Genomic DNA, 21158 nt, shown 5'->3' with positions numbered 1-21158 from the left:
CTGGGCTGCGAAGCAGCCCCAAAACCAGCCGCTGCGGTGTATCTGGTACAACGCATTCGGCTTATTGGGGCTGCTTCGCAGCCCAGCGCGGGCGATGCGGCGTTCCGACAAGCCCGCTCGCCACAACGGCGCTATCTGCCTGGATTTAGGCGTTGCGGCAAAGTTGTGTAGATACCTATGCCCATCGCCGGCAAGCCGTGAGCACCTGTAGGAGCGAGCTTGCTCGCGAGAAACCTGAGAGCGCCGCGTGCATCCAGAAAGCCCGCGTTATCGTTGACGTTTTTCGCGAGCAAGCTCGCTCCTACAGGGGATGAGGATCAATCGTGTTGCACCCGCGCCGAAGAACTGGAAAACCTCGTCGGCCCATAAGCCTGCGTCGATCTCCTGGCCCCATCGCCGGCAAGCCGTGAGCACCTGTAGGAGCGAGCTTGCTCGCGAAAAACCTGAGAGCGCCGCGTGCGTCCAGAAGCCCCGCGTTATCGTTGACGTTTTTCGCGAGCAAGCTCGCTCCTACAGGGGGATCAGTCGTGTTGCACTCGCGCGCGCTTGAGCAGTTTCTTGCAGCGCTCGGACAAGTGCAGCACCCGCAGGTGCTTGCCAGCCTTGCTATAGCGCTCGCGCAAGGTCATCAAAGCCGCGATGGCGGAGTAGTCGACAAAGCTCAGGTGCCGGCAGTCCAGCGTGACCTGGGCCGGGTCGTTGGCCGGGTCGAACTGGTTCAGGAACGGCGTGGTCGAGGCAAAGAACAACGTACCGTGCAGCCGGTAGAGCTTGCTGCCATCCGCCTCCAGATGTTCATCGGCGTACAGCTCGCGGGCCTGCTGCCAGGCAAAGTTGAGCGCGGCAATCACAATCCCGCACAGCACCGCGGTGGCCAGGTCGGTAAAGACGGTGATCACCGTCACCGCCATGATCACCAACACATCATTGAGCGGCACTTTGTTGATCACCCGCAGCGACGCCCAGGCAAACGTCTGCTGGGACACCACGAACATCACCCCCACCAGCGCCGCCAGGGGAATGCGCTCGATCAGCGGCGACAGGAACAAAATAAACAGCAGGATCATCACCCCGGCAAACACCCCGGAGAAGCGCCCGCGCCCGCCAGAGCTGAGGTTGATCACGGTCTGCCCGATCATTGCGCAGCCGCCCATGCCGCCAAACACCCCGCTGACCATATTCGCCGCGCCCAGGGCCACGCTTTCACGGTCGGGGTAGCCGCGGGTCTCGGTGATTTCATCGGTGAGGTTCAAGGTCAGCAGGGTTTCCAGCAGCCCCACCATCGCCATCAAAATCGCGTAGGGCGCGATGATGCCGAGGGTTTCCAGGGTCCAGGGAATCTGCGGCAGCGCGAAGGTCGGCAGGCCGCCGGCGATATGGGCCATGTCGCCCAGGGTGCGCGTGGGCAAGCCCAGCAGGTACACCGCCAGCCCCACGCCGAGAATCGCCACCAGCGCCGGCGGCACCGCGCGGGTCAGGCGCGGCAACAGGTAGACGATGGCCATGGTCGCGGCCACCAGCCCGCTCATCACATACAACGGCGTGCCGCTGAGCCAGGCCTCACCGCTCTTGAAATGCTCCAGTTGCGCCAGGGCAATGATGATCGCCAGGCCGTTGACGAAGCCGAGCATCACCGGGTGCGGCACCATGCGCACCAGTTTGCCCAGGCGTAGCAGGCCGAAGGCAATCATGATCAAACCGCCCAGCAGCACCGTCGCCAGCAGGTACTCCACTCCGTGTTGCACCACCAGCGCGACGATCACCACCGCCATCGAACCGGCCGCCCCCGAGACCATCCCCGGCCGGCCGCCGAACAAGGCGGTCAAGGTGCAGATGATAAAGGCACCATACAGCCCCATCAGCGGGTTGAGGTGGGCCACCAGGGCAAAGGCGATGCATTCGGGCAGCAAGGCAAAAGACGTGGTGAGTCCGGCCAGGGCGTCGGCACGCAGACGAGAGAGCTTCATGGGTTTACCGGGGGAATTGCGGGAAATGAGGTGGCGATGGTACGCAAATACATGAGTGGGGACCACCGTGGCGAGCGGGCTCGCCACGCGCTGGGCTGCGTAGCAGCCCCGATCCCTGGCACCGCGTTTTGTCTGAAGAAACGCGATGAGCTTATTGGGGCCGCTTCGCAGCCCAGCGCGGGGCGAGCCCGCTCGCCACAGGTGAACAGTCGGGTCAACAGGCGTAGCGCGCCAGTTTTTCCTGGATAAAGTCGAGGAAGCACTGGATACGCAGGGCCAGTTGCGAGTTGCGGTAGTACACCGCATTGATCGGCTGGCGATAACCACTGTTGAACGGGGCAAGTACCGTCTGCAAGCGGCCGGCGTTGATGTCTTCGATGGTCATGAAGTGCGACAGGCAGGCGATCCCCTGCCCTTCCAGCGCCAACTGGCGCAGGGTTTCACCGCTGGACGCGGCAATGCCCGGCTCGATCTGCCAACGATCACCCTGCACATGGCGCAGCGGCCAGTGGTTGAGGGTTTCGGTCTGGGTGAAGCCCAGCAACGTGTGATCCGCCAACTCGGCCACCGTGCTCGGCGTACCGTGCTGCGCAAGGTACGCGGGGCTGGCGAGGATATGCAGCGGGCTGCAGCCCAGGGAGCGGGCATGCAGGGTCGAGTCCGCCAGGGTGCCGATGCGGATCGCAATATCGGTGCTCTGCTCCAGCAGGTCGATGATCAAGTCGTTGCTGTTGAGCTCCAACTGGATATCCGGGTACAGGCGGCGAAACTCCGCGACGTACGGCACGATGGCATGCAGCATGAACGGCGACGCCGCGTTGATCCGCAGGCGCCCGGACGGGGTTTTCTGCCGCGACGACAGGCGCTCTTCCAACTCCTCCATCTGCGCCAGGATCAGCTTGGCCTGCTCGAAGAAATACTTGCCCTCTTCGGTCAGGTCCATGCGCCGCGTGGTGCGGTTGATCAGGGTGGTGTCGAGCTTGGCTTCAAGCCGTGACAAGGTACGGCTGACAGCCGAAGGCGTCTGCCCGACCTGTTCGGCAGCGGCGGAAATCGACCCGCATTCAATCACGCAGACGAAGATCTGTAGCTCATCGGATCGGGCTTTCAACGTGAATCCTCGTGAATACGGCTGCGTGGATACTAGCCGTATTACCGGGGCAGGTTAAACACCTGAGCCAGATGCTGCTCGTAACGCAGCACATCAGCCTCGATGGAGGGGCGCTTCATCACGTCCACACAGAGGAACGTCGGCAGGCCACTCATGCCAAGGAACTGGTTGGCCTTGTGAAACGGGAAATACACCGCATCCACGCCCTTGGCTTCGAAGAAGTCGCTCGGATCGTCGAAGGCCGCCTGCGGCGCGTTCCAGGTCAGCGACAACATGTACTGCTTGCCCTGGATCAGGCCGCCGCTGCCGTATTTCTGCGACGCGTCGGAACGGGTGCGGCCATCGCTGGCGTACAGGCTGCCGTGGCCTTCGGTGAAGACTTCGTCAATGTACTTCTTGACGATCCACGGCGCGCCCATCCACCAGCCGGGCATCTGGTAGATGATCACGTCGGCCCAGAGAAACTTGGCAACTTCTTGCGCAACGTCATAGCCGGCGTCGATGTGGGTGACTTTCACGTCGATACCACCACGGTCCAGCACGGCCAGGGCGGCGTCGTGCAAGGTGTCGTTATAGCGACCGTCCGAGTGGGCGAATTTTTTACCACCGTTGAGCAACAGAACTTTTTTCATGGGGGTTACCTGAAGGTTGAAAATGTATGAGCGCAGGCTACGGGCAACCCCTCGGGTGAGTAAGCCACGGATCGGCAAAACACTTTTGACCTTCAAGCACGAGTAATCATTTGATTGTTGCGCTAGCCGCCAATCAGCAAGTGCCCGCCCAGTGCCGCCATGCCGATAAAAAACACACGCTTGAACAGCACGCCACTGATGCGCTGGCGCAGCTTTTGCCCCAGCCACATGCCCAGCAGCGCCGGCACCAGCGCCAGCAGCGAGGCATTCAACTCGCCGGCACCGAGGTTGCCGCGCCAGAACAGCCCGGCCGCCAGGGCCAGGGTAGACACAGTGAAAGACAAGCCCAGCGCCTGCACCAGTTGGTCACGGTTCAAGCCCAGCGCTTGCAGGTACGGCACGGCCGGGATCACGAACACGCCGGTGGCCGAGGTGATGACCCCCGTCAACAGGCCACACACCGGGCCCAGCCAGAGTTCGGTGCTGATCGGCACGCTGAACGCCGGCAGGAACAACCCGCACAGCGCATACACCAGCAATGCCCCGCCCAATGCCCGCACCACCCATGCACCACCGTCCATACCCAGCCACAGTGAACCGAGCCCGGTGCCGAGAAAAATCAGCAGGAGCATGGGCCACAGGCGCTTGCTCAAGGCGCCCAAGTGCCCACCGAAGGCCAGTTGCCAGAGGTTGGTGATGGTAGACGGGATGATCAGCAGGGCTGCAGCCTGCGCCGGCAGCATAGCCAGGCCGAGCAGGCCCATGGCGACGGTGGGCAGGCCCAGGCCGATCACACCCTTGACGGTGCCGGCCAGCAGGAAGGTACCGATCACCAGCAGCGTCAGGGCTGGGCCGAGGTTTTGGTAGAACGCGAGGAAGGTGGTCATGGCGGGAATTGTGCGGGTTTGGCGAGGGGTTGGAAATTCGCCATATACTGAGGCAGCCTCTTGTTTTGCGTGAGGCTCAGAACGCTATCGCAGGCAAGCCAGCTCCCACATTTGGATTTGTGAACACATTCAAATGTGGGAGCTGGCTTGCCTGCGATAAGGCCCTTCCAGGCACCCGGGATTTCCAGCCATGCACTTTGACCTGACCGACCTGCGCCTCTACCTGCACATCCTCGACACTGGCAACATCACCGCTGGTGCCGCCCGCAGCCATTTGTCCCTGGCCGCCGCCAGTGCGCGCATCCGGGCGATGGAAGCCTCATCAGGCGTCGCCTTCCTACTGCGCGGCCGGCGCGGCGTGACCCCGACCGCCGCTGGCAACGCCCTGGCCCGTCATGCCCGCTTGTTGTTACAACAGGCCGAGCGCCTGCAACAGGAGCTAACGGAGTACGCCAACGGCGTCAAAGGCCAGGTGCGCCTGCTGTGCAACACCACCGCCCTCAGTGAGTACCTGCCGGAGTTGTTGGCGGACTTTCTCTGCGCCCACCCCAACCTTGATATCGACCTGCAGGAACTGCCCAGCCTGCGCATCACCCACGCCTTGCGCCAGGGCGCGGCAGACCTGGGGATAATTTCCGATGCGGTGGACACCCACGGCTTACAGACCCGGGCATTTCGCGATGACCCGCTGGTGCTGATCATGCCCATAGGTCATCCGCTGACGGCAGGGCCGGTGAGTTTTATCGACAGTCTGTTCCACGACTATGTGGGATTGGCGGCCAACAGCGCGTTGGCGGTGTACCTGGAAGAACAGGCACTGCACGCAGGTTTTCGCTTGCAGACCCGGGTGCGCGCCGACGGCTTTGATGGGGTGATGCGCATGGTCGCCCGTGGCGCAGGGCTGGGGATTGTGCCGCGGGCGGCGTTGCTGCGCTGGCCCCACGCCGAGCAATTGCAGGCCCAGCCCCTGACGGAGGACTGGGCCTGTCGCAAACTGCTGTTGTGCGCACGTTCGTTCGAGCAGTTGCCGGGTTATGCCACTGCCCTGCTGGACGCACTCACGGTAGGAGCGGGCTTGCCCGCGAAGGTCGTCAACGATAACGCGGGCTTGCAGGTTTAACGTGGCGTACTCGGGTTTTTCGCGAGCACGCTCGCTCCTACAGGGGTTGCGCGGCGCTTGCGGAAGAACACGTAATACACCGCCGACAGGATCAACAGGAACGGCACGCCAAACACCAGGGTCATCTTGAACGCCTCGGTGAAGAACGTGGTGATCATCACCGCGCCCATCAGCACCAGCCCCAGCAGCGTGCTGTAGGGGAACAACCGCAGTTGGAAGGATAACTTCGGCCCGCCGTGACGCTTGCGGTAGCGGCGGAAGAACAGGTGCGTGAGGAAGATCATGAACCAGGTGAAGATCGCACCAAACATCGAGATGGCCATCATCAGGGTGAAGGAGCTTTCTGGGTACACCACGTTCAACAAGGTCGCCAGGGCAATGCCCGAACTGGACAGCAACAGGGCGTTGAGCGGGATCCCGCTTTTGCTCAGGGCACCCATGGATTTTGGCGCAAAGCCGCCACGGGACAGGCTGAACATCATGCGCGTGGTGATGTAGAGCTGGCTGTTCATCGCCGACAACGCGGCAATCAAAATCACAAAGTTCATCACCCCGGTGGCGCCGGGAATGCCGATGGTCTGCATCACCGTGACAAACGGGCTCTGGCTCTGCCCGGACTGGTTCCACGGCACGATGGCGAGCATCAACGCCAGGGTCAGCAGGTAGAACACCACCAGCCGCACAATCGTGGCGCGGAAGGCTTTTTTCACCGCCTGCTCCGGGTCGGCCGCTTCACCCGCTGCCACTGCGATCATCTCCACGCTCAGGTAGCTGAAGATCGACACAATCACCGCAATCCACATACCGCTCAGGCCATTGGGGAAAAACCCGCCGTGGGCCGTGTAGTTCTGCACCCCGTAATCCGGGTTGCCAGAGCCGAACACCACGTACACCGCGAGGATGATGAAACCGACGATGGCGCTGATCTTGATCGTCGAGAACCAGTACTCGAAGTTACCGAACGTCTTCACGCTGATGGCGTTGAGCACGATCAACACGCTGGAGAACGAGACGATCCACACCCATTCCGGCACGTTGGCGAACCAGTACTTCATGTACATCGCCACCGCCGTGACCTCGGCGCCCACCGCCAGCACAATCGCCGCCCAGTAGGCATAGCGCACCAGGAAGCCGGCCAATGGGCTGATATAGAACTCGGCGTAGGCGCCAAAGGAGCCGGAGGTGGAATGGGCCACCGTCATCTCCGCCAGGCAGCCCATCAACAACAGGGTGATCAACGCGCCGATGGCGTAGCTGACCAGCACGCTGGGCCCGGCATAACCGATGGCGTAGGCACTGCCCATGAACAACCCGGTACCGATGGCGCCACCGATGGCGATCATGCTCATCTGCCCGGAAGTGAGCTGGCGCCGCAGGCCCAGTTCGCGATTGGTGATTGCTGCAAAGCCGTTGTCTGGCGTGGTCACGTGGCGTGCCCCTTTATTATTGTGATGTTGACTGCTGACCAGGCACCTGTAGGAGCTGGCTTGCCTGTGATGCAGGCACCTCGGTAGTCAGTCAGACCGAGGCGATTTCATCGCAGGCAAGCCAGCTCCTACAGGGGTTTTGTGGTGTTCTCAGGTGACGCTGTGGCGCACTTTGAATTGTGGCTGGTCCCAGGTTTTGCCGTCGAGGATTTCGCCGAGGATTTCCACCGCATCCCACACCTCGGTAAAGCTGGTGTACAGCGGGGTAAAGCCAAAACGCATGATCTTCGGCTCACGGTAATCACCGATCACGCCACGGGCGATCAGCGCCTGGACGATGGCGTAGCCTTGCGGGTGTTCAAAGCTGACATGGCTGCCGCGCTTGGCATGCTCGAGCGGGGTAATCAGGGTCAGGTCGTGGGCGGCGCAGCGGCTTTGCACCAGCTCGATAAACAGGTCGGTCAGCGCCAGGGATTTGCGGCGCAGGCTGGCCATGTCGGTCTGGGCGAAGATATCCAGGCCGCACTCGACCATCGCCAGCGAGGTGATCGGCTGGGTGCCGCACAGGTAGCGGGTGATGCCCTTGCCTGCGACGTAGTTGGACTCCATGGCGAACTGGCGGCTATGGCCGAACCAGCCCGACAGCGGCTGTGTCACCAACTCCACCAGCGCTGGGTTGACCCACACAAACGCCTGGGAACCCGGGCCGCCGTTGAGGTATTTGTAGGTGCAGCCAATGGCGTAGTCGGCGCCGGCCTGGTGCAGGTCGATCGGCACCGCGCCCGCCGAATGCGCCAGGTCCCAGATCGCCAGCGCACCGCACTCATGGCTCAGCGCGGTCAGCGCCTGCATGTCGTGCATGTAGCCGGTCTTATAGTTGACGTGGGTGATCATCACCACCGCCGTGTCCTGGTCGATGGCTTGCGGCAGCTCCTCGGGGCTGTTCACCAGGCGCAGGGAGTAGCCCTGTTGCAACAGCGCGGCCAGGCCTTCGGCGATGTACAGGTCGGTGGGGAAGTTGCTCGCTTCACTGACAATCACTTTGCGTTGCGGCTGGCGTTGGCGCTGCACGGTCAAGGCTGCGCTGAGCACCTTGAACAGGTTGATCGAGGTGGTATCGGTTATCACCACTTCAGCCTCGCCCGCGCCGATCAGCGGTGCCAGGCGATTGCCCAGGCGCTGGGACAGGTCGGCCCAGCCGGCGCTGTTCCAGCTGCGGATCAGACCGTTGCCCCACTCCTCGGCGATGACCGCTTGCGCCCGTTCGAGCGCTGCCACCGGACGCGCGCCGAGGGAGTTGCCGTCGAGGTAGATCACGCCTTCCGGCAGGGCGAATTGATCGCGCAGTGGCGCCAGCGGGTCCTGGGCGTCGAGGGTCTGGCAATGGTTTCGGCTGGTCATGGAAAGTCCTGTTTTTATAGGTGACGATGGACCAAATAATGAACGAAGATTTGCAGAATTTTCGTGCAAAGTGCGCTACAACTGGCTTAATAAGCTGTAGGAAATTCGAATTTAACCTCCAAATACGCGGATTAATTCTAAGCATGATTCTCGACGCCACCGACCTGCGCCTCCTGCATTTCCTGCAACAGGATGGCCGTATCAGCAACCAGGAACTGGCGGAGAAAGTCGCCCTGTCGCCATCCGCCTGCCTGCGCCGTTTGCGCCTGCTGGAGAGTGAGGGCGTGATCAGTGGTTATCGCGCGGTGCTCAATGCCGAGCAGTTGGGGATCGAGCTGGAAGCCATCGTCCACCTGTCATTGCGCCAGGATATGGAGGATTGGCACGAGACCTTTATCAAGAAGGTCCAGGGCTGGCCGGAAGTGGCCAGCGCCTACGTGATCACCGGCGCCAGCAACTATGTGCTGCGGGTGCAGGCGCGCAACCTCAAGCACTTCTCCGACTTTATCGTGAACCACCTGAACCGCACGGCGGGGGTGATGGATATCCGCTCGGAGATCGTGCTGCAGAAGATCAAGGATCGGGATGAGGTGCTGGACCTGGTCGTACGCAAATAACCAGCCCCACCACAAAACCAATGTGGGAGCGGGCTTGCTCGCGAAAGCGGTGTCAGTCACCAGATGTATTGACTAACACACCGCTTTCGCGAGCAAGCCCGCTCCCACATTTTTACCGCATTCAGTCTTCGAGGGCGCGCACGCGTTGCATGCGTGTTTGCTCTACGGGCGCGGCCGCCGGCTGTAGTTCGAAGTCAAAATCGATCTGCGCAAACTTGCCCTCCACGCCAAATTCCCGTGCCAGTTGCGGGTCTTCGCTGAAGCGAATTTCGGCAATCAACTCGTCCCGGGTGGCGTAGGCAAAGTCATCGTGCAGATACGGATCATCCGACAGGTTGATCTGCGTGGTCAGGTGCCGATGCCCCGGTGCCGAGATGAAGAAGTGGATATGCGCCGGCCGCTGGCCGTGGCGGCCCAGTTGATCGAGCAACTGCTGGGTCGGGCCGGTCGGCGGGCAGCCGTAGCCGGACGGGACGATGCTGCGAAAGCGGTAGTTGCCCTGGGCATCGGTCTCGATCCGGCGACGCAGGTTGAACTCCGATTGCGTCGGGTCGAACCAGGAGTAAGTGCCGCCGGTATTGGCCTGCCACACGTCCACAATCGCCCCGGCCAATGGCTTGCCGTCGACATCGCGCACCTGCCCGCGCATGAACAGCGGCACCGCCGCATCCAGGCCGTCGTCCAGCCGCGCTTCGAACTTGGACAGCGGCGCGCCGGCCACGTACAGCGGCCCTTCGATGGTGCGCGGGGTACCGCCGGACTTGCCGGCTTCCTCGTCGGCCGCGTCCATCAACATATCCAGGTAATGCTCCAGGCCCAGGCCTGCGGCGAGCAGCCCGGCTTCCTGGTTCTTGCCCAGCTCATTGAGGTAGTTGACCGCCTTCCAGAACTCTTCCGGGGTCACTTCCAGGTCTTCGATGATATTCACCGTATCACGCAGGATCCGGTAGATCAGCGCCTTGGCCCGCGGGTTGCCGGCGTCATTGAGGTTGCCGCTGGCTTCTTCGAGGAAGCGCTGGGCGTGGGCAGTCTGGGACAGTCGAATGGACATGGTGCAATCCTCATCTTGTAATTATTAGGTGGCTAGACAGACTCAGCGGTCATCCTCATTGATCGACGACGGATGCCGGCACAGGGCATTCACTTCGATGGCCATGTACGGATAGAGCGGCAGTTGCATCAGCAGGTCATGCAGTTCCTGCACGCTGTCGACATCGAACACGCTGTAGTTGGCGTACAACCCGGCGATACGCCACAGGTGGCGCCACTTGCCCTGCGCTTGCAGGCGTTGGGCCAGGGCTTTTTCGTCGGCCTTGAGGGCCGCCGCGCGCTCGGGGTTCATGTCGACGGGCAGGTTTACGGTCATTTTTACGTGAAACAACATCCCAGGCGTCCTCTTAATGTTTGTCGCGACGGAAGAACGCCAGGCGCTCCTCATCGATGGCCAGGCCCAGGCCCGGGGCGGTCGAGACATGCAGGTGGAAATCGCGATACACCAGCGGCTCGCTGAGGATGTCCTCGGTGAGCAGCAGCGGCCCGAACAGCTCAGTGTCCCAGGCCAGTTTGTTCAGGGTGAGAAACGCATGGGCCGAGGCCAGGGTGCCAATCCCGCCTTCGAGCATGGTGCCGCCATACAGGCCGATCCCCGCCGCCTCGGCAATCGCCGCCGTGCGCAACACTGCGCGCGGGCCGCCGTTTTTCGCGATCTTCAGGGCGAACACCGAGGCCGCACCTTCGCGGGCCAGGTTGAAGGCATCTTCGACACATTCGATGGATTCGTCCGCCATGATCGGCGCCGGGCTCGACAGGTTGAGCCGGGCCATGCCGCCACGGTTGTTGCGCGAGATCGGCTGCTCGATCAGGTCGATACCGTTGTCACCCAGCACCTTGCAGGCGCGCAGGGCCACGGCTTCGTCCCAGGCCTGATTGACGTCGACCCGCACGCTGGCGCGCTCGCCCAGGGCCTTTTTGATCGCGATCACGTGGGCCAGATCCTGGCTGACTTCACCGGCGCCGATCTTCAACTTGAAGATGCGGTGGCGGCGCAGGTCGAGCATCTTCTCGGCCTCTTCGATGTCTTTTGCGGTGTTGCCGCTGGCCAGGGTCCACGCCACCGGCAAGGCATCGCGCACGCGGCCGCCGAGCAGTTCGCTGACGGGCAAACCCAGGCGCTTGCCGAGGGCATCGAGCAAGGCGCTTTCGATACCGGACTTGGCAAAGGTGTTGCCACGGATGCTGCGCTCCAGGCGCAACATCGCCGCGTTGATATTGCTGGCGTCCTGGCCGATCAAGAGCGGCGCGAAGTGGTGGTCGATATTGGTCTTGATGCTGTCGGGGCTTTCGTTGCCGTAGCTCAGGCCACCGATGGTGGTGGACTCGCCAATGCCTTCGATGCCGTCGGCGCAACGCACACGAATGATCACCAGGGTCTGGTTTTGCATGGTGTGCATCGCCAGCTTGTGCGGGCGAATGGTGGGGAGATCGACGATGATGGTTTCGATCGACTCGATGGCGCAAATCGGCATGGCAATACCCGTTGGGTTCTTTATAGGTCTGGCCTGATTCTGTCGCCCATTGTTGTTGGCTTCCAATATAGAATTGGTCTCGAACAATACCCTCAAGGTATGAGAGGAACCCGTATGGAACTGCGCCACTTGCGTTACTTCCAGGTGCTGGGGGAAACCCTGAATTTCACCCGCGCCGCCGAACGCCTGCACATCGCCCAGCCGCCGTTGAGCCGGCAGATCCAGCAATTGGAGGATGAGTTGGGCGTGGTCCTGCTGGAGCGTGGCCGGCCACTGCGGCTGACCGAAGCCGGGCGCTACTTCTATGAACACGCCAATGTGCTGTTGGAACAACTGGCCAAGACCTGCGATAACACGCGGCGCATTGGCCTGGGGCAGAAGACCTGGCTGGGCATCGGTTTTGCCCCCTCGACCCTGTATGGCGTGCTGCCAGAGCTGATTCGCCGCCTGCGCAGCCATGACGCGCTGGAGCTGGAGTTGGGGCTGGCGGAGATGACGACCCTGCAACAGGTCGAAGCGCTCAAGGCCGGACGCATCGATGTGGGCTTCGGGCGGATTCGCATTGACGACCCAGCCATCGTCCAGCGCGTGCTGGTGGAGGATCGGCTGGTGGCAGTGTTGCCCGCCGGGCACCCGCTGCTGGGCGCGCCGGTAACGCTCGCGCAACTGGCCGCCGAGCCACTGGTGCTCTATCCCGGCAACCCGCGCCCCAGCTATGCCGACCATGTGATCGCACTGTTCGACACCCACGGTTTGGCGATCAAGGTGGCGCAATGGACCAATGAATTGCAAACCGCCATCGGCCTGGTCGGCGCGGGCATGGGCGTGACGCTGGTGCCGGCCTCGGTGCAGATGCTGCACCGGGCGGATATCGGCTATACGCCGATTGTCGAGGCCACCGCGACGTCGCCGATCATTCTCAGCCGGCGGATTAATGATCAATCGCCGGGGTTGGGTCATTGCCTGCAATTGGTTGAAGAGCTGATCTGAAATCGCCCAAACACCACTGATCCAATGTAGGAGCTGGCTTGCCTGCTCCAACATTGGATCTGCGGTGTGTTCAGGCACCGCGCATGCGTCGGGCATCGTTGCGCTGCAAGGTCTGGCTGGGGGACTCATCGAACAGTTTGCGGTACTCCGCCGAAAACCTTCCCAGGTGGGTAAAGCCCCAGCCCAGGGCAATCTCGGAAATGGTGCGGGTGGCCCCGTGTTCGAGAATTTCCTGGCGCACCGCGCTCAGGCGGTACTTTTTCAAATACGCCATGGGCGACAGGGCAAAGTATTTGCGAAAGGCATCAAACAGCTTGAACCGCGACACGCCGGTGGCCGCCTCCAGGTCTTCCAGGTGCAACGCTTCGCGGGCGTTGGCGTGGATATACTGGCGGGCGCGGAGCAGATAGTGGGGCAACTTGACCCCCAGCACGTCGCGCAGCTCTTCGGAGTAGTTGTTCGGCTGGGCCAGGATCAGGCCCTTGATCAGCGAGCTTTCCAGGTCACGGGTGAAGGCGGCCTGGTCATACAGTTCGCTGCTGTGTTCCAGCTCCGCGATGAAGTGCCGCGCCATGCGCCACCACGCTGCGGGTGCGCCCTGCACCGCGTCCATCACCGACTCAAAGCGCAGCGGCGCATCGATCGGGCGCTGCAACAGGCCCTCTAGGGTTTCGCTCATTGCCGCGCGGGTAATCACCACTTGCAGCTTGCGGCAATCGCCGGAGATCGCCAGCACCTGGTGTTCATTGGGCGAAATGATCACACCCTGGTCGCGGTTGGAGATCAGGCGCTGGCCACCCTTGCTCAGCTCCTGCTCGCCCACCAGCGGCAAGCTCAGGCTGTAGCTGCTGAAGTGTTCGGCGTCTTCGATATCGATGGTCACGTCGGTGCCGTACTCAATTACCCCCAGCGTAGTGGCGCGGGACTTGAACACATTGGCACTGTGGTGGAATCGCAGGCGTTCCGGGGTGGTGGTTTCCAGCCGATGGGGCCCGCAGATGCCCGACATCCAACTGCGGGCGCCTTCAAGGTCGAAACGTTCAATGCGGATATCGCGTGTATGGCTACTCATCAGGTTGCACTCACGGCGGTTGTGGCCAGCGCGCTCTGACGGCGCGTCCGGTGGATCAAGGCAAGTTCTGCGCCACGCAGGCGGTTTACCCACTCAATGGATAACGACCGCCGACTAAGTGGATAAGAAGCCCGCTTTTGCGACCATTGCCTGGCAAGACAGTAGCCCATTGGCGCATGCCCTTGCACTGAAGTGGGTATTTGCGCCCCAACTATGCGGCCCATCTTCCCCCATTAAGCGGATAGCTGGCCGCCCCCCTGCCCGCCTCTAATGAACCACCGATTAGCTACCCAATAAAAGGTGCCTCCCATGAGTGGTGCAAGAAGCGTCGAGCAGTGGAAAACATTTATCGAAAGCTGCCTGGACTTTCGTCCGGCCGAGGGCGTGTTCCGCATCGCCCGGGACATGTTTACCGAGCCCGAGCTGTTCGACCTGGAGATGGAACTGATCTTCGAAAAGAACTGGATCTACGCCTGCCACGAAAGCGAACTGGCCAACAACCATGACTTCGTGACCATGCGCGCCGGGCGCCAGCCGATGATCATCACCCGCGACGGTGAAGGCCAGCTCAATGCGCTGATCAACGCCTGCCAGCATCGCGGCACCACCCTGACCCGCGTCGGCAAGGGCAACCAGTCCACCTTCACCTGCCCGTTCCACGCCTGGTGCTACAAAAGCGATGGCCGCCTGGTGAAGGTCAAGGCGCCGGGGGAATACCCGGAAGGTTTCGACAAGGCCACCCGCGGCCTGAAGAAGGCGCGCATCGAAAGCTACAAGGGCTTTGTGTTTATCAGCCTCGACGTGCAGGGCACCGACAGCCTGCAAGACTTCCTCGGCGACGCCAAAGTGTTCTTCGACATGATGGTCGCGCAGTCCGCCACCGGTGAGCTGGAAGTGCTGCCGGGCAAGTCGGCCTATACCTACGACGGCAACTGGAAGCTGCAAAACGAAAACGGCCTGGACGGCTACCACGTCAGCACCGTGCACTATAACTACGTGGCCACGGTGCAGCATCGCCAGCAGGTGAATACCGAGAATGGCACCGGTTCGGGCAGCACGCTGGACTACAGCAAGCTCGGCGCTGGCGATGCCAACACCGATGACGGGTGGTTTGCCTTTAACAACGGCCACAGCGTGTTGTTCAGCGACATGCCCAACCCCAGTGTGCGCTCCGGCTACGCCACCATCATGCCGCGCCTGGTGGCAGAACACGGCCAGCAGAAGGCCGAGTGGATGATGCACCGCCTGCGCAACCTGAACGTCTACCCGAGCCTGTTCTTCCTCGACCAGATCAGCTCGCAACTGCGCATCATCCGCCCGGTGGCGTGGAACAAGACCGAGATCATCAGCCAGTGCCTGGGGGTGAAGCACGAGTCCGACGCCGACCGCGAAAACCGGATCCGCCAGTTTGAAGACTTCTTCAACGTGTCCGGCATGGGCACCCCGGATGACCTGGTGGAGTTTCGCGAAGCCCAACGTGGTTTCCAGGGCCGCCTGGAACGCTGGAGCGATATCTCCCGGGGCAGCCACCGCTGGGCAACCGGGTCGACGCCCAACAGCGAGGCCATCGGCATTACACCGGCGATGACCGGCACCGAATTCACCCACGAAGGGCTGTACGTCAACCAGCACCGCAACTGGCAGACATTCCTGCTGGACGGTCTCGACGCACAAGCCCTGAAACTGCACGAGGTGAAATGATGAACGCGCAATTGCAGTACCAGATCGAGCAGTTTTTCTACCGCAAATCCGAGCTGTGCGACGCCCAGGACTGGGATGCCTATGTGCAGTTGTTTGACCCGCAGAGTGAGTTCCATTTGCCGCAGTGGGATTCGGAACACGTCTATACCCGCGACCCCAAGCGCGAGATGTCGCTGATCTACTACGCCAACCGCTCGGGCCTGGAAGACCGGGTGTTCCGCCTGCGCACTGGCAAGGCTGCGTCCGCCACACCGATGCCGCGCACCTTGCACCTGATCAACAACGTGCGGGTTACCGAGCTGGCAGACGGCTGCCTGGAGGTGCGGTTGAACTGGCACACGCTGTTTTATCGGTTGGCGATGTCGGAGCAGTTCTATGGCCACGCCACCTATAGCCTCAAGCCCCATGGCGACAGCTGGCTGATCACGCGCAAGCATGCGCTGCTGCTCAACGACACCATCAACTCGGTGCTGGATTTCTACCACCTCTAACAGTCCCCTGTGGCGAGGGGGCTTGTCCCCCGCTGGGCTGCGCAGCGGCCCCAAAACCAGGCGCCGCGTTTGGCCCGCTGGAATGGGGTTAACCAATTGGGGCTGCTGCGCAGCCCAACGGGGGTACAAGCCCCCTCGCCACAGGGGCAAATCTATCTACGCGGAGAACGGTGGATGAATCACAAAGTGGCCTTCAGTTTTGCCGACGGCAAGACCTTGTTCTTCCCGGTGGGCGCCAACGAGATCTTGCTGGACGCGGCGCTGCGCAACGGGATCAAGATCCCCCTTGATTGCCGCGAAGGTGTCTGCGGCACTTGCCAGGGGCGTTGCGAGTCCGGCGACTACAGCCAGGATTATGTGGACGACGAGGCGCTTTCCAGCCTCGACCTGCAACAGCGCAAAATGCTCAGTTGCCAGACCCGGGTGCAATCCGACGCGGCGTTTTACTTCGATTTCGATTCAAGCCTGTGCAATGCGCCGGGGCCGGCGCTGGTCCGCGCCACGGTGTGCGAGGTACAACAGGTGTCGGCCAGCACGGCGATCTTGTCGGTGCAGCTTGAGCAGGGCCTGGATTTCCTGCCGGGCCAGTACGCCCGGCTGTCGATTCCCGGTACCGATAGCCAGCGCTCGTACTCCTTTGCCAACCGTCCGGGCGACCGTTTGCAGTTTCTGATCCGCCTGCTGCCGGACGGGGTGATGAGCAATTACATCCGCGAACGCTGCCAGGTCGGCGATGAACTGCAACTGGAGGCACCTCTGGGCGCGTTTTATCTGCGCCACGTCACCCAGCCACTGGTGCTGGTGGCCGGCGGTACCGGATTGTCGGCGCTGCTGGGGATGCTGGACGAACTGGCCGAGCGCGGCTGCGAGCAACCGGTGCATTTGTATTACGGCGTGCGTGGTGCTGAAGACTTGTGCGAAGCGCAGCGCATCCAGGCCTATGCCGAATCAATCCCGGGATTTCGCTACACCGAAGTGCTCAGCGACCCATCGCCGCAGTGGTTGGGCAAGCGCGGGTATTTGACCGAGCATTTCGACCTGGCCGAATTGCGGGATAGATCGGCCGATATGTACGTATGTGGCCCCCCTCCGATGGTCGAATCCATCAAGAACTGGCTGCAAGAACAGGCACTTGATGGCGTTCAGCTGTATTACGAAAAGTTTACCGAGAGTAATATCTGACCCCTCAGCAGTGAGGGGCGGGTCTGGCGTGCAGGATCAACCCTGAAAAAAACAAGTAGAAGGGAATGTTAATGGCGGATGACATGGTTAACCCGGTGGGCCTCAAGCGTGGCCTGAAAAACCGGCATATTCAGCTGATTGCCCTGGGTGGGGCGATTGGTACGGGCTTGTTCCTCGGTTCGGCCGGGGTGCTGAAGTCGGCGGGGCCGTCGATGATCCTGGGCTATGCGATAGCCGGGTTCATCGCGTTCCTGATCATGCGCCAGCTGGGCGAGATGATCGTCGAGGAACCGGTCGCCGGCTCCTTCAGCCACTTCGCCCACAAATACTGGGGCGGCTACGCAGGCTTCCTCGCCGGCTGGAACTACTGGGTGCTGTATGTGCTGGTGGGCATGGCCGAATTGACGGCGGTGGGCAAGTACATCCAGTTCTGGTGGCCGGAAATACCGACCTGGGTCAGTGCCGTGGTGTTCTTCATTGCGGTGAACCTGATCAACACCCTGAACGTGAAGTTCTTCGGTGAGACCGAGTTCTGGTTCGCGATCATCAAGGTGGTGGCGATCATCGGCATGATCGTGCTCGGCTGCTACCTGCTGTTCAGTGGCACCGGCGGCCCGCAGGCGTCGATCAGCAACCTGTGGGACCACGGCGGTTTCTTCCCCAATGGCGGCATGGGCCTGCTGATGGCCATGGCCTTCATCATGTTCTCGTTCGGTGGCCTGGAGCTGGTGGGTATTACCGCAGCCGAAGCCAGCGAGCCACGCAAAGTGATCCCCAAGGCGATCAACCAGGTGGTGTACCGGATCCTGATTTTCTACGTCGGCGCACTCACCGTGCTGCTGTCGCTGTACCCATGGGATCAACTGCTGCAAACCCTCGGCGCCTCGGGCGATGCCTACAGCGCCAGCCCGTTCGTGCAGATCTTCTCGCTGATCGGTAACGACACCGCTGCGCACATCCTCAACTTCGTGGTGCTGACTGCGGCGCTGTCGGTGTACAACAGCGGCGTGTACTGCAACAGCCGCATGCTGTTCGGCCTGGCCGAGCAAGGCGACGCGCCCAAGGCGCTGATGAAGCTCAACAAGCAAGGCGTGCCACTGCGTGCCCTGGGCATTTCGGCCCTGGTGACGCTGCTGTGCGTGGTGATCAACTACGTGGCGCCCAAGGATGCCCTGGTGCTGTTGTTTGCGCTGGTGGTTGCCTCGCTGATGATCAACTGGGCGCTGATCAGCCTGACCCACATCAAGTTCCGCAAGGCCATGGGCGAACAAGGCGTGGTGCCGTCGTTCAAGACCTTCTGGTTCCCGTTCAGCAACTACCTGTGCCTGGCGTTCATGCTGGTGATCGTGGGCGTGATGCTGGCGATTCCGGACATGCGTCCGTCGGTGTATGCGATGCCGGTGTGGGTGGGGATTCTTTTCCTGGCGTACTGGTTGCGCTCCAGGAAGACCAAGGCCGTGGCTGTCGCGCAGTAACCTGTGTAGGGGCCCGCTTGTGTGGGAGCTGGCTTGTGTGGGAGCTGGCTTGCCTGCGATGCCGGCGCCTCGGTCTAACTGAACGACCGAGGCGCCTGCATCGCGGGCAAGCCCGCTCCCACATGAACAGGGCCACAATAGGAATGTATTGCCAATGAAAAAGCCCCGGAGAACCGGGGCTTTTTTATTAGAGCGTTGACCGCACTCGCCACAGCTCGGGGAACAGCACGGTGTCGAGCATCTTGCGCAGGTAACCCACGCCCTCGGTGCCGCCGGTGCCCGGCTGGAAGCCGATGATCCGCTCCACCGTGGTCACATGGCGGAAGCGCCATTGGCGGAACGAGTCTTCCAGATCGATAAACTTCTCGGCCAACTGGTACAGGTCCCAGTACCGGTTCGGATCGCGGTACACCTCGCGCCACGCCGCTTCCACAGATTCGTCATGCACCGTAGGCGCCGTCGGATCGCGTTGCGCGCGCTGCGGGTCAATCGCCAGGCCCGCCTTGATCATCAGGTTGATCGCCTCGTCATACAGCGACGGCGTGGCAATCGCCACTTGCAGTTCCTTGAGCAACTCCGGACGGTGGGCATGGGGCCGCAACAGCGCCGCGCTTTTATTGCCGAGGATGAACTCGATTTCCCGATACTGGAACGACTGGAAGCCCGACGACTGCCCCAGGTACGGCCGGATCGACTTGTATTCCGACGGCGTCATGGTCGCCAGTACCGCCCAGGCGTGCACCAGTTGGTCAAAGATCCGCGAGACCCGCGCCAGCATCTTGAATGCCGGCGCCAGCTCACCCAGGCGCACGTGCTCACGGGCGGCCTTGAGTTCGTGGAGCATCAGCTTCATCCACAGCTCGGAAGTCTGGTGCTGGATGATAAACAGCATTTCGTTATGGTCCGGCGACAACGGGTGTTGGGCCGTGAGCACTTTGCCCAGGTCCAGGTAGTCGCCGTAGCTCATGGACTCGGAAAAATTCAGCTCAGCGTTATGCCATTCTTCCGGCGGCTGGTAATCAGGGGAGAAAGGACACTGGCTCATCGCGTGGGCTCCTTGAGCGGGCGCAGGATTGCTCGTACCGGGCTGGCATCGAGGTTGGCAAAACGTAGCGGCAGGGCGATCAACTCATAATCGCCTTGCGGTACATCGTCGAGCACGATGCCTTCGAGAATCGCCATGCCATGGCGGGCGACGGCGTTGTGGGCATCCATGGTCTTGGACTGTTGCGGGTCCAGTGACGGGGTGTCGATGCCGATCAGGCGCACACCCAGGCTGGCCAGCAGCTCGACGGTTTCCTTGGCGACGGCGGTGAAGTTCGAATCCCAATTGCTCAGGGGCGCCTTGTGATAAGTACGCAGCAGGACCCGCTCCGGCAGGTTATCCAGGTGGCCCTGCAACTGCTCCGGCTGTACCAGCGCGCCGCTGTCCAGGCAGTACAGCACCCGACACGGGCCCATATACACGTCCAGCGAGACTTCACCGATAGGCGCACCGTCGGCGCTGTAGTGCAACGGCGCATCGACATGGGCACCGGTGTGGGGCGACAGGGTGATACGCCCGACGTTGACCGGGCATTCGGGGCCGAACTGCCAGACGCGTTCTTCCTGGAACGGCGTATCGCCCGGCCACGTCGGGGTGGCGGTGCTCAAGGGTGGGCTGATATCCCACCACGTTTTTATTGGATTCATACGAGGCTCTCGGTTGTTTCTAAAGTGAATGATACGAGGGCCAGCGGTAAATATTCTTGCGATTTCCAGCGCCAGGCAGGATTTCTTTCGCACTTACTGCGAAGAAACGTCTGATTAGTGAATGGATCCTTCAGCCCCACAGATAAAAATGTGGGAGCGGGCTTGCCCGCTCCCACAGGGGGGCTGTGCAGGTTTGCAGATCGTATGCCAATGCGCTTCTGGGCATCCCGATGTCGAGTTCAGACCACTGGCATTCGCCCCGGCGCTATAGGGTTCATCTTTGTCTTTCCTGCCTTGGAGCCATCATGTCCCAGCCCATCACCGTATTGCGCGACACCCACCCCCTGCCGGTCCTGGATGCCTGCAAATGGGAGAAGCTCGAGGGCGACCCGCACACCGTCAACCTCAACGCCTACACCAGCGAAGACGGCAGCAAGATCATGGGCACCTGGATCTGCACCCCTGGCAAATGGCGGGTGGAATATGTGAAGTGGGAATACTGCCATTTCCAGGAAGGCTACTGCGTGATCACCCCGGACGGCCTGGAGCCGATCCATTTGCGCGCTGGGGATATCTTTGTGGTGGAGCCCGGGATGAAGGGCACGTGGGAAGTGGTCGAGACGGTGCGTAAATATTTCGTATTTGCCTGATACAGACTCTGTGGCGAGGGGGCACCCCCGCTGGGTGGCGAAGCCGCCCCAAAACCTACCGCCTCGCAGGCCTACTGGGGTGGCTTCGCCACCCAACGGGGGTGTAGAACCGTAGACATCCTTTACATCTGAAACCGGGGACATCGTTTACACATTTGAAGCTTGGATGCGGCTCTTGCCGCGTCCAAGTCTGCCCAAGGGATAGTCACATAGGTACA

The 21158-nt window shown here is 61.6% G+C and carries 20 protein-coding genes; 8 read left to right on the top strand and 12 right to left on the bottom strand.

Annotation, left to right across the window (positions count from 1 at the left end; genetic code table 11):
• Positions 1-521: 521 nt before the first annotated feature.
• The 4 genes from FIV38_RS28925 to FIV38_RS28910 form a co-directional block, all read right to left on the bottom strand.
• Positions 522-1967: a SulP family inorganic anion transporter gene (locus FIV38_RS28925; RefSeq protein WP_092233270.1), complete on the bottom strand. Its 1446-nt coding sequence runs from the start codon at positions 1965-1967 to the stop codon at positions 522-524.
• A 214-nt stretch (positions 1968-2181) separates the two neighbouring features.
• On the bottom strand, positions 2182-3078 hold the full coding sequence (locus tag FIV38_RS28920; protein ID WP_029299893.1) for a LysR family transcriptional regulator: 897 nt from the start codon (positions 3076-3078) through the stop codon (positions 2182-2184).
• 41 nt (positions 3079-3119) lie between these two features.
• Positions 3120-3710 carry an NADPH:quinone oxidoreductase MdaB gene (mdaB, locus tag FIV38_RS28915; RefSeq protein WP_029299894.1) on the bottom strand — a complete coding sequence of 197 codons (591 nt, stop codon included), beginning with the start codon at positions 3708-3710 and terminating at the stop codon, positions 3120-3122.
• 122 nt (positions 3711-3832) lie between these two features.
• Entirely contained in the window at positions 3833-4597 is a 765-nt protein-coding gene (locus tag FIV38_RS28910) for a sulfite exporter TauE/SafE family protein (RefSeq protein ID WP_092233267.1), read from the bottom strand.
• Positions 4598-4787: 190 nt separating this feature from the next.
• On the opposite strand from FIV38_RS28910, the gene FIV38_RS28905 reads away from it, so the two are divergent.
• Positions 4788-5717: a LysR substrate-binding domain-containing protein gene (locus tag FIV38_RS28905; RefSeq protein WP_092233264.1), complete on the top strand. Its 930-nt coding sequence runs from the start codon at positions 4788-4790 to the stop codon at positions 5715-5717.
• Here the strand turns inward: FIV38_RS28905 and FIV38_RS28900 are convergent.
• On the bottom strand, positions 5714-7144 hold the full coding sequence (locus FIV38_RS28900) for an amino acid permease (protein ID WP_029299897.1): 1431 nt from the start codon (positions 7142-7144) through the stop codon (positions 5714-5716). The two genes, FIV38_RS28905 and FIV38_RS28900, sit on opposite strands and share 4 nt — an antisense overlap.
• 150 nt (positions 7145-7294) lie before the next feature.
• Entirely contained in the window at positions 7295-8545 is a 1251-nt protein-coding gene (gene kynU / locus FIV38_RS28895) for a kynureninase (protein WP_029299898.1), read from the bottom strand.
• A gap of 143 nt (positions 8546-8688) precedes the next feature.
• On the opposite strand from kynU, the gene FIV38_RS28890 reads away from it, so the two are divergent.
• A complete protein-coding gene (locus FIV38_RS28890; protein ID WP_029299899.1) occupies positions 8689-9162 on the top strand; it encodes an Lrp/AsnC family transcriptional regulator in 474 nt (157 codons plus the stop codon).
• A gap of 121 nt (positions 9163-9283) precedes the next feature.
• Here the strand turns inward: FIV38_RS28890 and catA are convergent, their stop codons facing one another.
• Genes catA through FIV38_RS28875 form a run of 3 tightly spaced genes read right to left on the bottom strand, consistent with a single transcriptional unit; the run spans position 9284 to position 11687 of the window.
• Positions 9284-10213 carry a catechol 1,2-dioxygenase gene (gene catA, locus FIV38_RS28885; protein ID WP_092233261.1) on the bottom strand — a complete coding sequence of 310 codons (930 nt, stop codon included), beginning with the start codon at positions 10211-10213 and terminating at the stop codon, positions 9284-9286.
• Positions 10214-10255: 42 nt separating this feature from the next.
• The gene (catC, locus tag FIV38_RS28880) at positions 10256-10546 is read right to left on the bottom strand and encodes a muconolactone Delta-isomerase (RefSeq protein WP_092233258.1); all 291 of its coding nucleotides are present in this window, start codon (positions 10544-10546) and stop codon (positions 10256-10258) included.
• A 13-nt stretch (positions 10547-10559) separates the two neighbouring features.
• A complete protein-coding gene (locus FIV38_RS28875; protein WP_029299902.1) occupies positions 10560-11687 on the bottom strand; it encodes a muconate cycloisomerase family protein in 1128 nt (375 codons plus the stop codon).
• Positions 11688-11801: 114 nt separating this feature from the next.
• On the opposite strand from FIV38_RS28875, the gene FIV38_RS28870 reads away from it, so the two are divergent.
• The gene (locus tag FIV38_RS28870) at positions 11802-12677 is read left to right on the top strand and encodes a LysR family transcriptional regulator (RefSeq protein ID WP_029299903.1); all 876 of its coding nucleotides are present in this window, start codon (positions 11802-11804) and stop codon (positions 12675-12677) included.
• A gap of 70 nt (positions 12678-12747) precedes the next feature.
• On the opposite strand, the gene FIV38_RS28865 is transcribed toward FIV38_RS28870, so the two are convergent.
• On the bottom strand, positions 12748-13749 hold the full coding sequence (locus FIV38_RS28865) for an AraC family transcriptional regulator (protein WP_092233255.1): 1002 nt from the start codon (positions 13747-13749) through the stop codon (positions 12748-12750).
• A 309-nt stretch (positions 13750-14058) separates the two neighbouring features.
• Between FIV38_RS28865 and antA the strand changes: the two genes are divergently transcribed.
• The 4 genes from antA (at position 14059) to FIV38_RS28845 (ending at position 18598) form a co-directional block, all read left to right on the top strand.
• On the top strand, positions 14059-15450 hold the full coding sequence (gene antA, locus FIV38_RS28860) for an anthranilate 1,2-dioxygenase large subunit (RefSeq protein WP_092233252.1): 1392 nt from the start codon (positions 14059-14061) through the stop codon (positions 15448-15450).
• A complete protein-coding gene (gene antB / locus FIV38_RS28855; RefSeq protein ID WP_029299908.1) occupies positions 15450-15941 on the top strand; it encodes an anthranilate 1,2-dioxygenase small subunit in 492 nt (163 codons plus the stop codon). Before antA ends, antB begins: the two co-directional genes overlap by 1 nt.
• Before the next feature lie 174 nt (positions 15942-16115).
• Positions 16116-17123 carry an anthranilate 1,2-dioxygenase electron transfer component AntC gene (antC, locus tag FIV38_RS28850; RefSeq protein ID WP_092233250.1) on the top strand — a complete coding sequence of 336 codons (1008 nt, stop codon included), beginning with the start codon at positions 16116-16118 and terminating at the stop codon, positions 17121-17123.
• 71 nt (positions 17124-17194) lie between these two features.
• Positions 17195-18598 (top strand): amino acid permease, encoded by a 1404-nt coding sequence (locus FIV38_RS28845; RefSeq protein WP_092233248.1) that lies wholly within the window; start codon positions 17195-17197, stop codon positions 18596-18598.
• Positions 18599-18785: 187 nt separating this feature from the next.
• Here FIV38_RS28845 and kynA read toward each other — a convergent pair whose 3' ends face one another.
• Both kynA and kynB read right to left on the bottom strand, forming a co-directional pair.
• Positions 18786-19643: a tryptophan 2,3-dioxygenase gene (kynA, locus tag FIV38_RS28840; RefSeq protein ID WP_029299913.1), complete on the bottom strand. Its 858-nt coding sequence runs from the start codon at positions 19641-19643 to the stop codon at positions 18786-18788.
• Entirely contained in the window at positions 19640-20290 is a 651-nt protein-coding gene (gene kynB, locus FIV38_RS28835; RefSeq protein WP_070994420.1) for an arylformamidase, read from the bottom strand. The genes kynA and kynB overlap by 4 nt, the downstream gene beginning before the upstream one ends.
• 305 nt (positions 20291-20595) lie before the next feature.
• Between kynB and FIV38_RS28830 the strand changes: the two genes are divergently transcribed.
• Positions 20596-20940, top strand: coding sequence for a cupin domain-containing protein (locus FIV38_RS28830; RefSeq protein ID WP_029299917.1), 345 nt, complete (start codon positions 20596-20598; stop codon positions 20938-20940).
• Positions 20941-21158 lie beyond the last annotated feature (218 nt).

Source organism: Pseudomonas proteolytica, assembly GCF_007858275.1.
In the GTDB taxonomy this organism is placed as follows: Bacteria; Pseudomonadota; Gammaproteobacteria; order Pseudomonadales; family Pseudomonadaceae; genus Aquipseudomonas; species Aquipseudomonas proteolytica.
The sequence above is the reverse complement of the archived record's forward strand: the minus strand, read 5'-3'. Positions and strand labels throughout refer to the sequence as shown.

Coding starts and splice junctions, on each gene's coding strand:
- FIV38_RS28925 (WP_092233270.1), bottom strand. CDS start 1,967: ATGAAGCTCTCTCGTCTGCGTGCCGACGCCCTGGCCGGACTCACCACG.
- mdaB (WP_029299894.1), bottom strand. CDS start 3,710: ATGAAAAAAGTTCTGTTGCTCAACGGTGGTAAAAAATTCGCCCACTCG.
- FIV38_RS28910 (WP_092233267.1), bottom strand. CDS start 4,597: ATGACCACCTTCCTCGCGTTCTACCAAAACCTCGGCCCAGCCCTGACG.
- FIV38_RS28905 (WP_092233264.1), top strand. CDS start 4,788: ATGCACTTTGACCTGACCGACCTGCGCCTCTACCTGCACATCCTCGAC.
- kynU (WP_029299898.1), bottom strand. CDS start 8,545: ATGACCAGCCGAAACCATTGCCAGACCCTCGACGCCCAGGACCCGCTG.
- FIV38_RS28890 (WP_029299899.1), top strand. CDS start 8,689: ATGATTCTCGACGCCACCGACCTGCGCCTCCTGCATTTCCTGCAACAG.
- catA (WP_092233261.1), bottom strand. CDS start 10,213: ATGTCCATTCGACTGTCCCAGACTGCCCACGCCCAGCGCTTCCTCGAA.
- catC (WP_092233258.1), bottom strand. CDS start 10,546: ATGTTGTTTCACGTAAAAATGACCGTAAACCTGCCCGTCGACATGAAC.
- FIV38_RS28875 (WP_029299902.1), bottom strand. CDS start 11,687: ATGCCGATTTGCGCCATCGAGTCGATCGAAACCATCATCGTCGATCTC.
- FIV38_RS28870 (WP_029299903.1), top strand. CDS start 11,802: ATGGAACTGCGCCACTTGCGTTACTTCCAGGTGCTGGGGGAAACCCTG.
- FIV38_RS28865 (WP_092233255.1), bottom strand. CDS start 13,749: ATGAGTAGCCATACACGCGATATCCGCATTGAACGTTTCGACCTTGAA.
- antA (WP_092233252.1), top strand. CDS start 14,059: ATGAGTGGTGCAAGAAGCGTCGAGCAGTGGAAAACATTTATCGAAAGC.
- antB (WP_029299908.1), top strand. CDS start 15,450: ATGAACGCGCAATTGCAGTACCAGATCGAGCAGTTTTTCTACCGCAAA.
- antC (WP_092233250.1), top strand. CDS start 16,116: ATGAATCACAAAGTGGCCTTCAGTTTTGCCGACGGCAAGACCTTGTTC.
- FIV38_RS28845 (WP_092233248.1), top strand. CDS start 17,195: ATGGCGGATGACATGGTTAACCCGGTGGGCCTCAAGCGTGGCCTGAAA.
- kynA (WP_029299913.1), bottom strand. CDS start 19,643: ATGAGCCAGTGTCCTTTCTCCCCTGATTACCAGCCGCCGGAAGAATGG.
- kynB (WP_070994420.1), bottom strand. CDS start 20,290: ATGAATCCAATAAAAACGTGGTGGGATATCAGCCCACCCTTGAGCACC.
- FIV38_RS28830 (WP_029299917.1), top strand. CDS start 20,596: ATGTCCCAGCCCATCACCGTATTGCGCGACACCCACCCCCTGCCGGTC.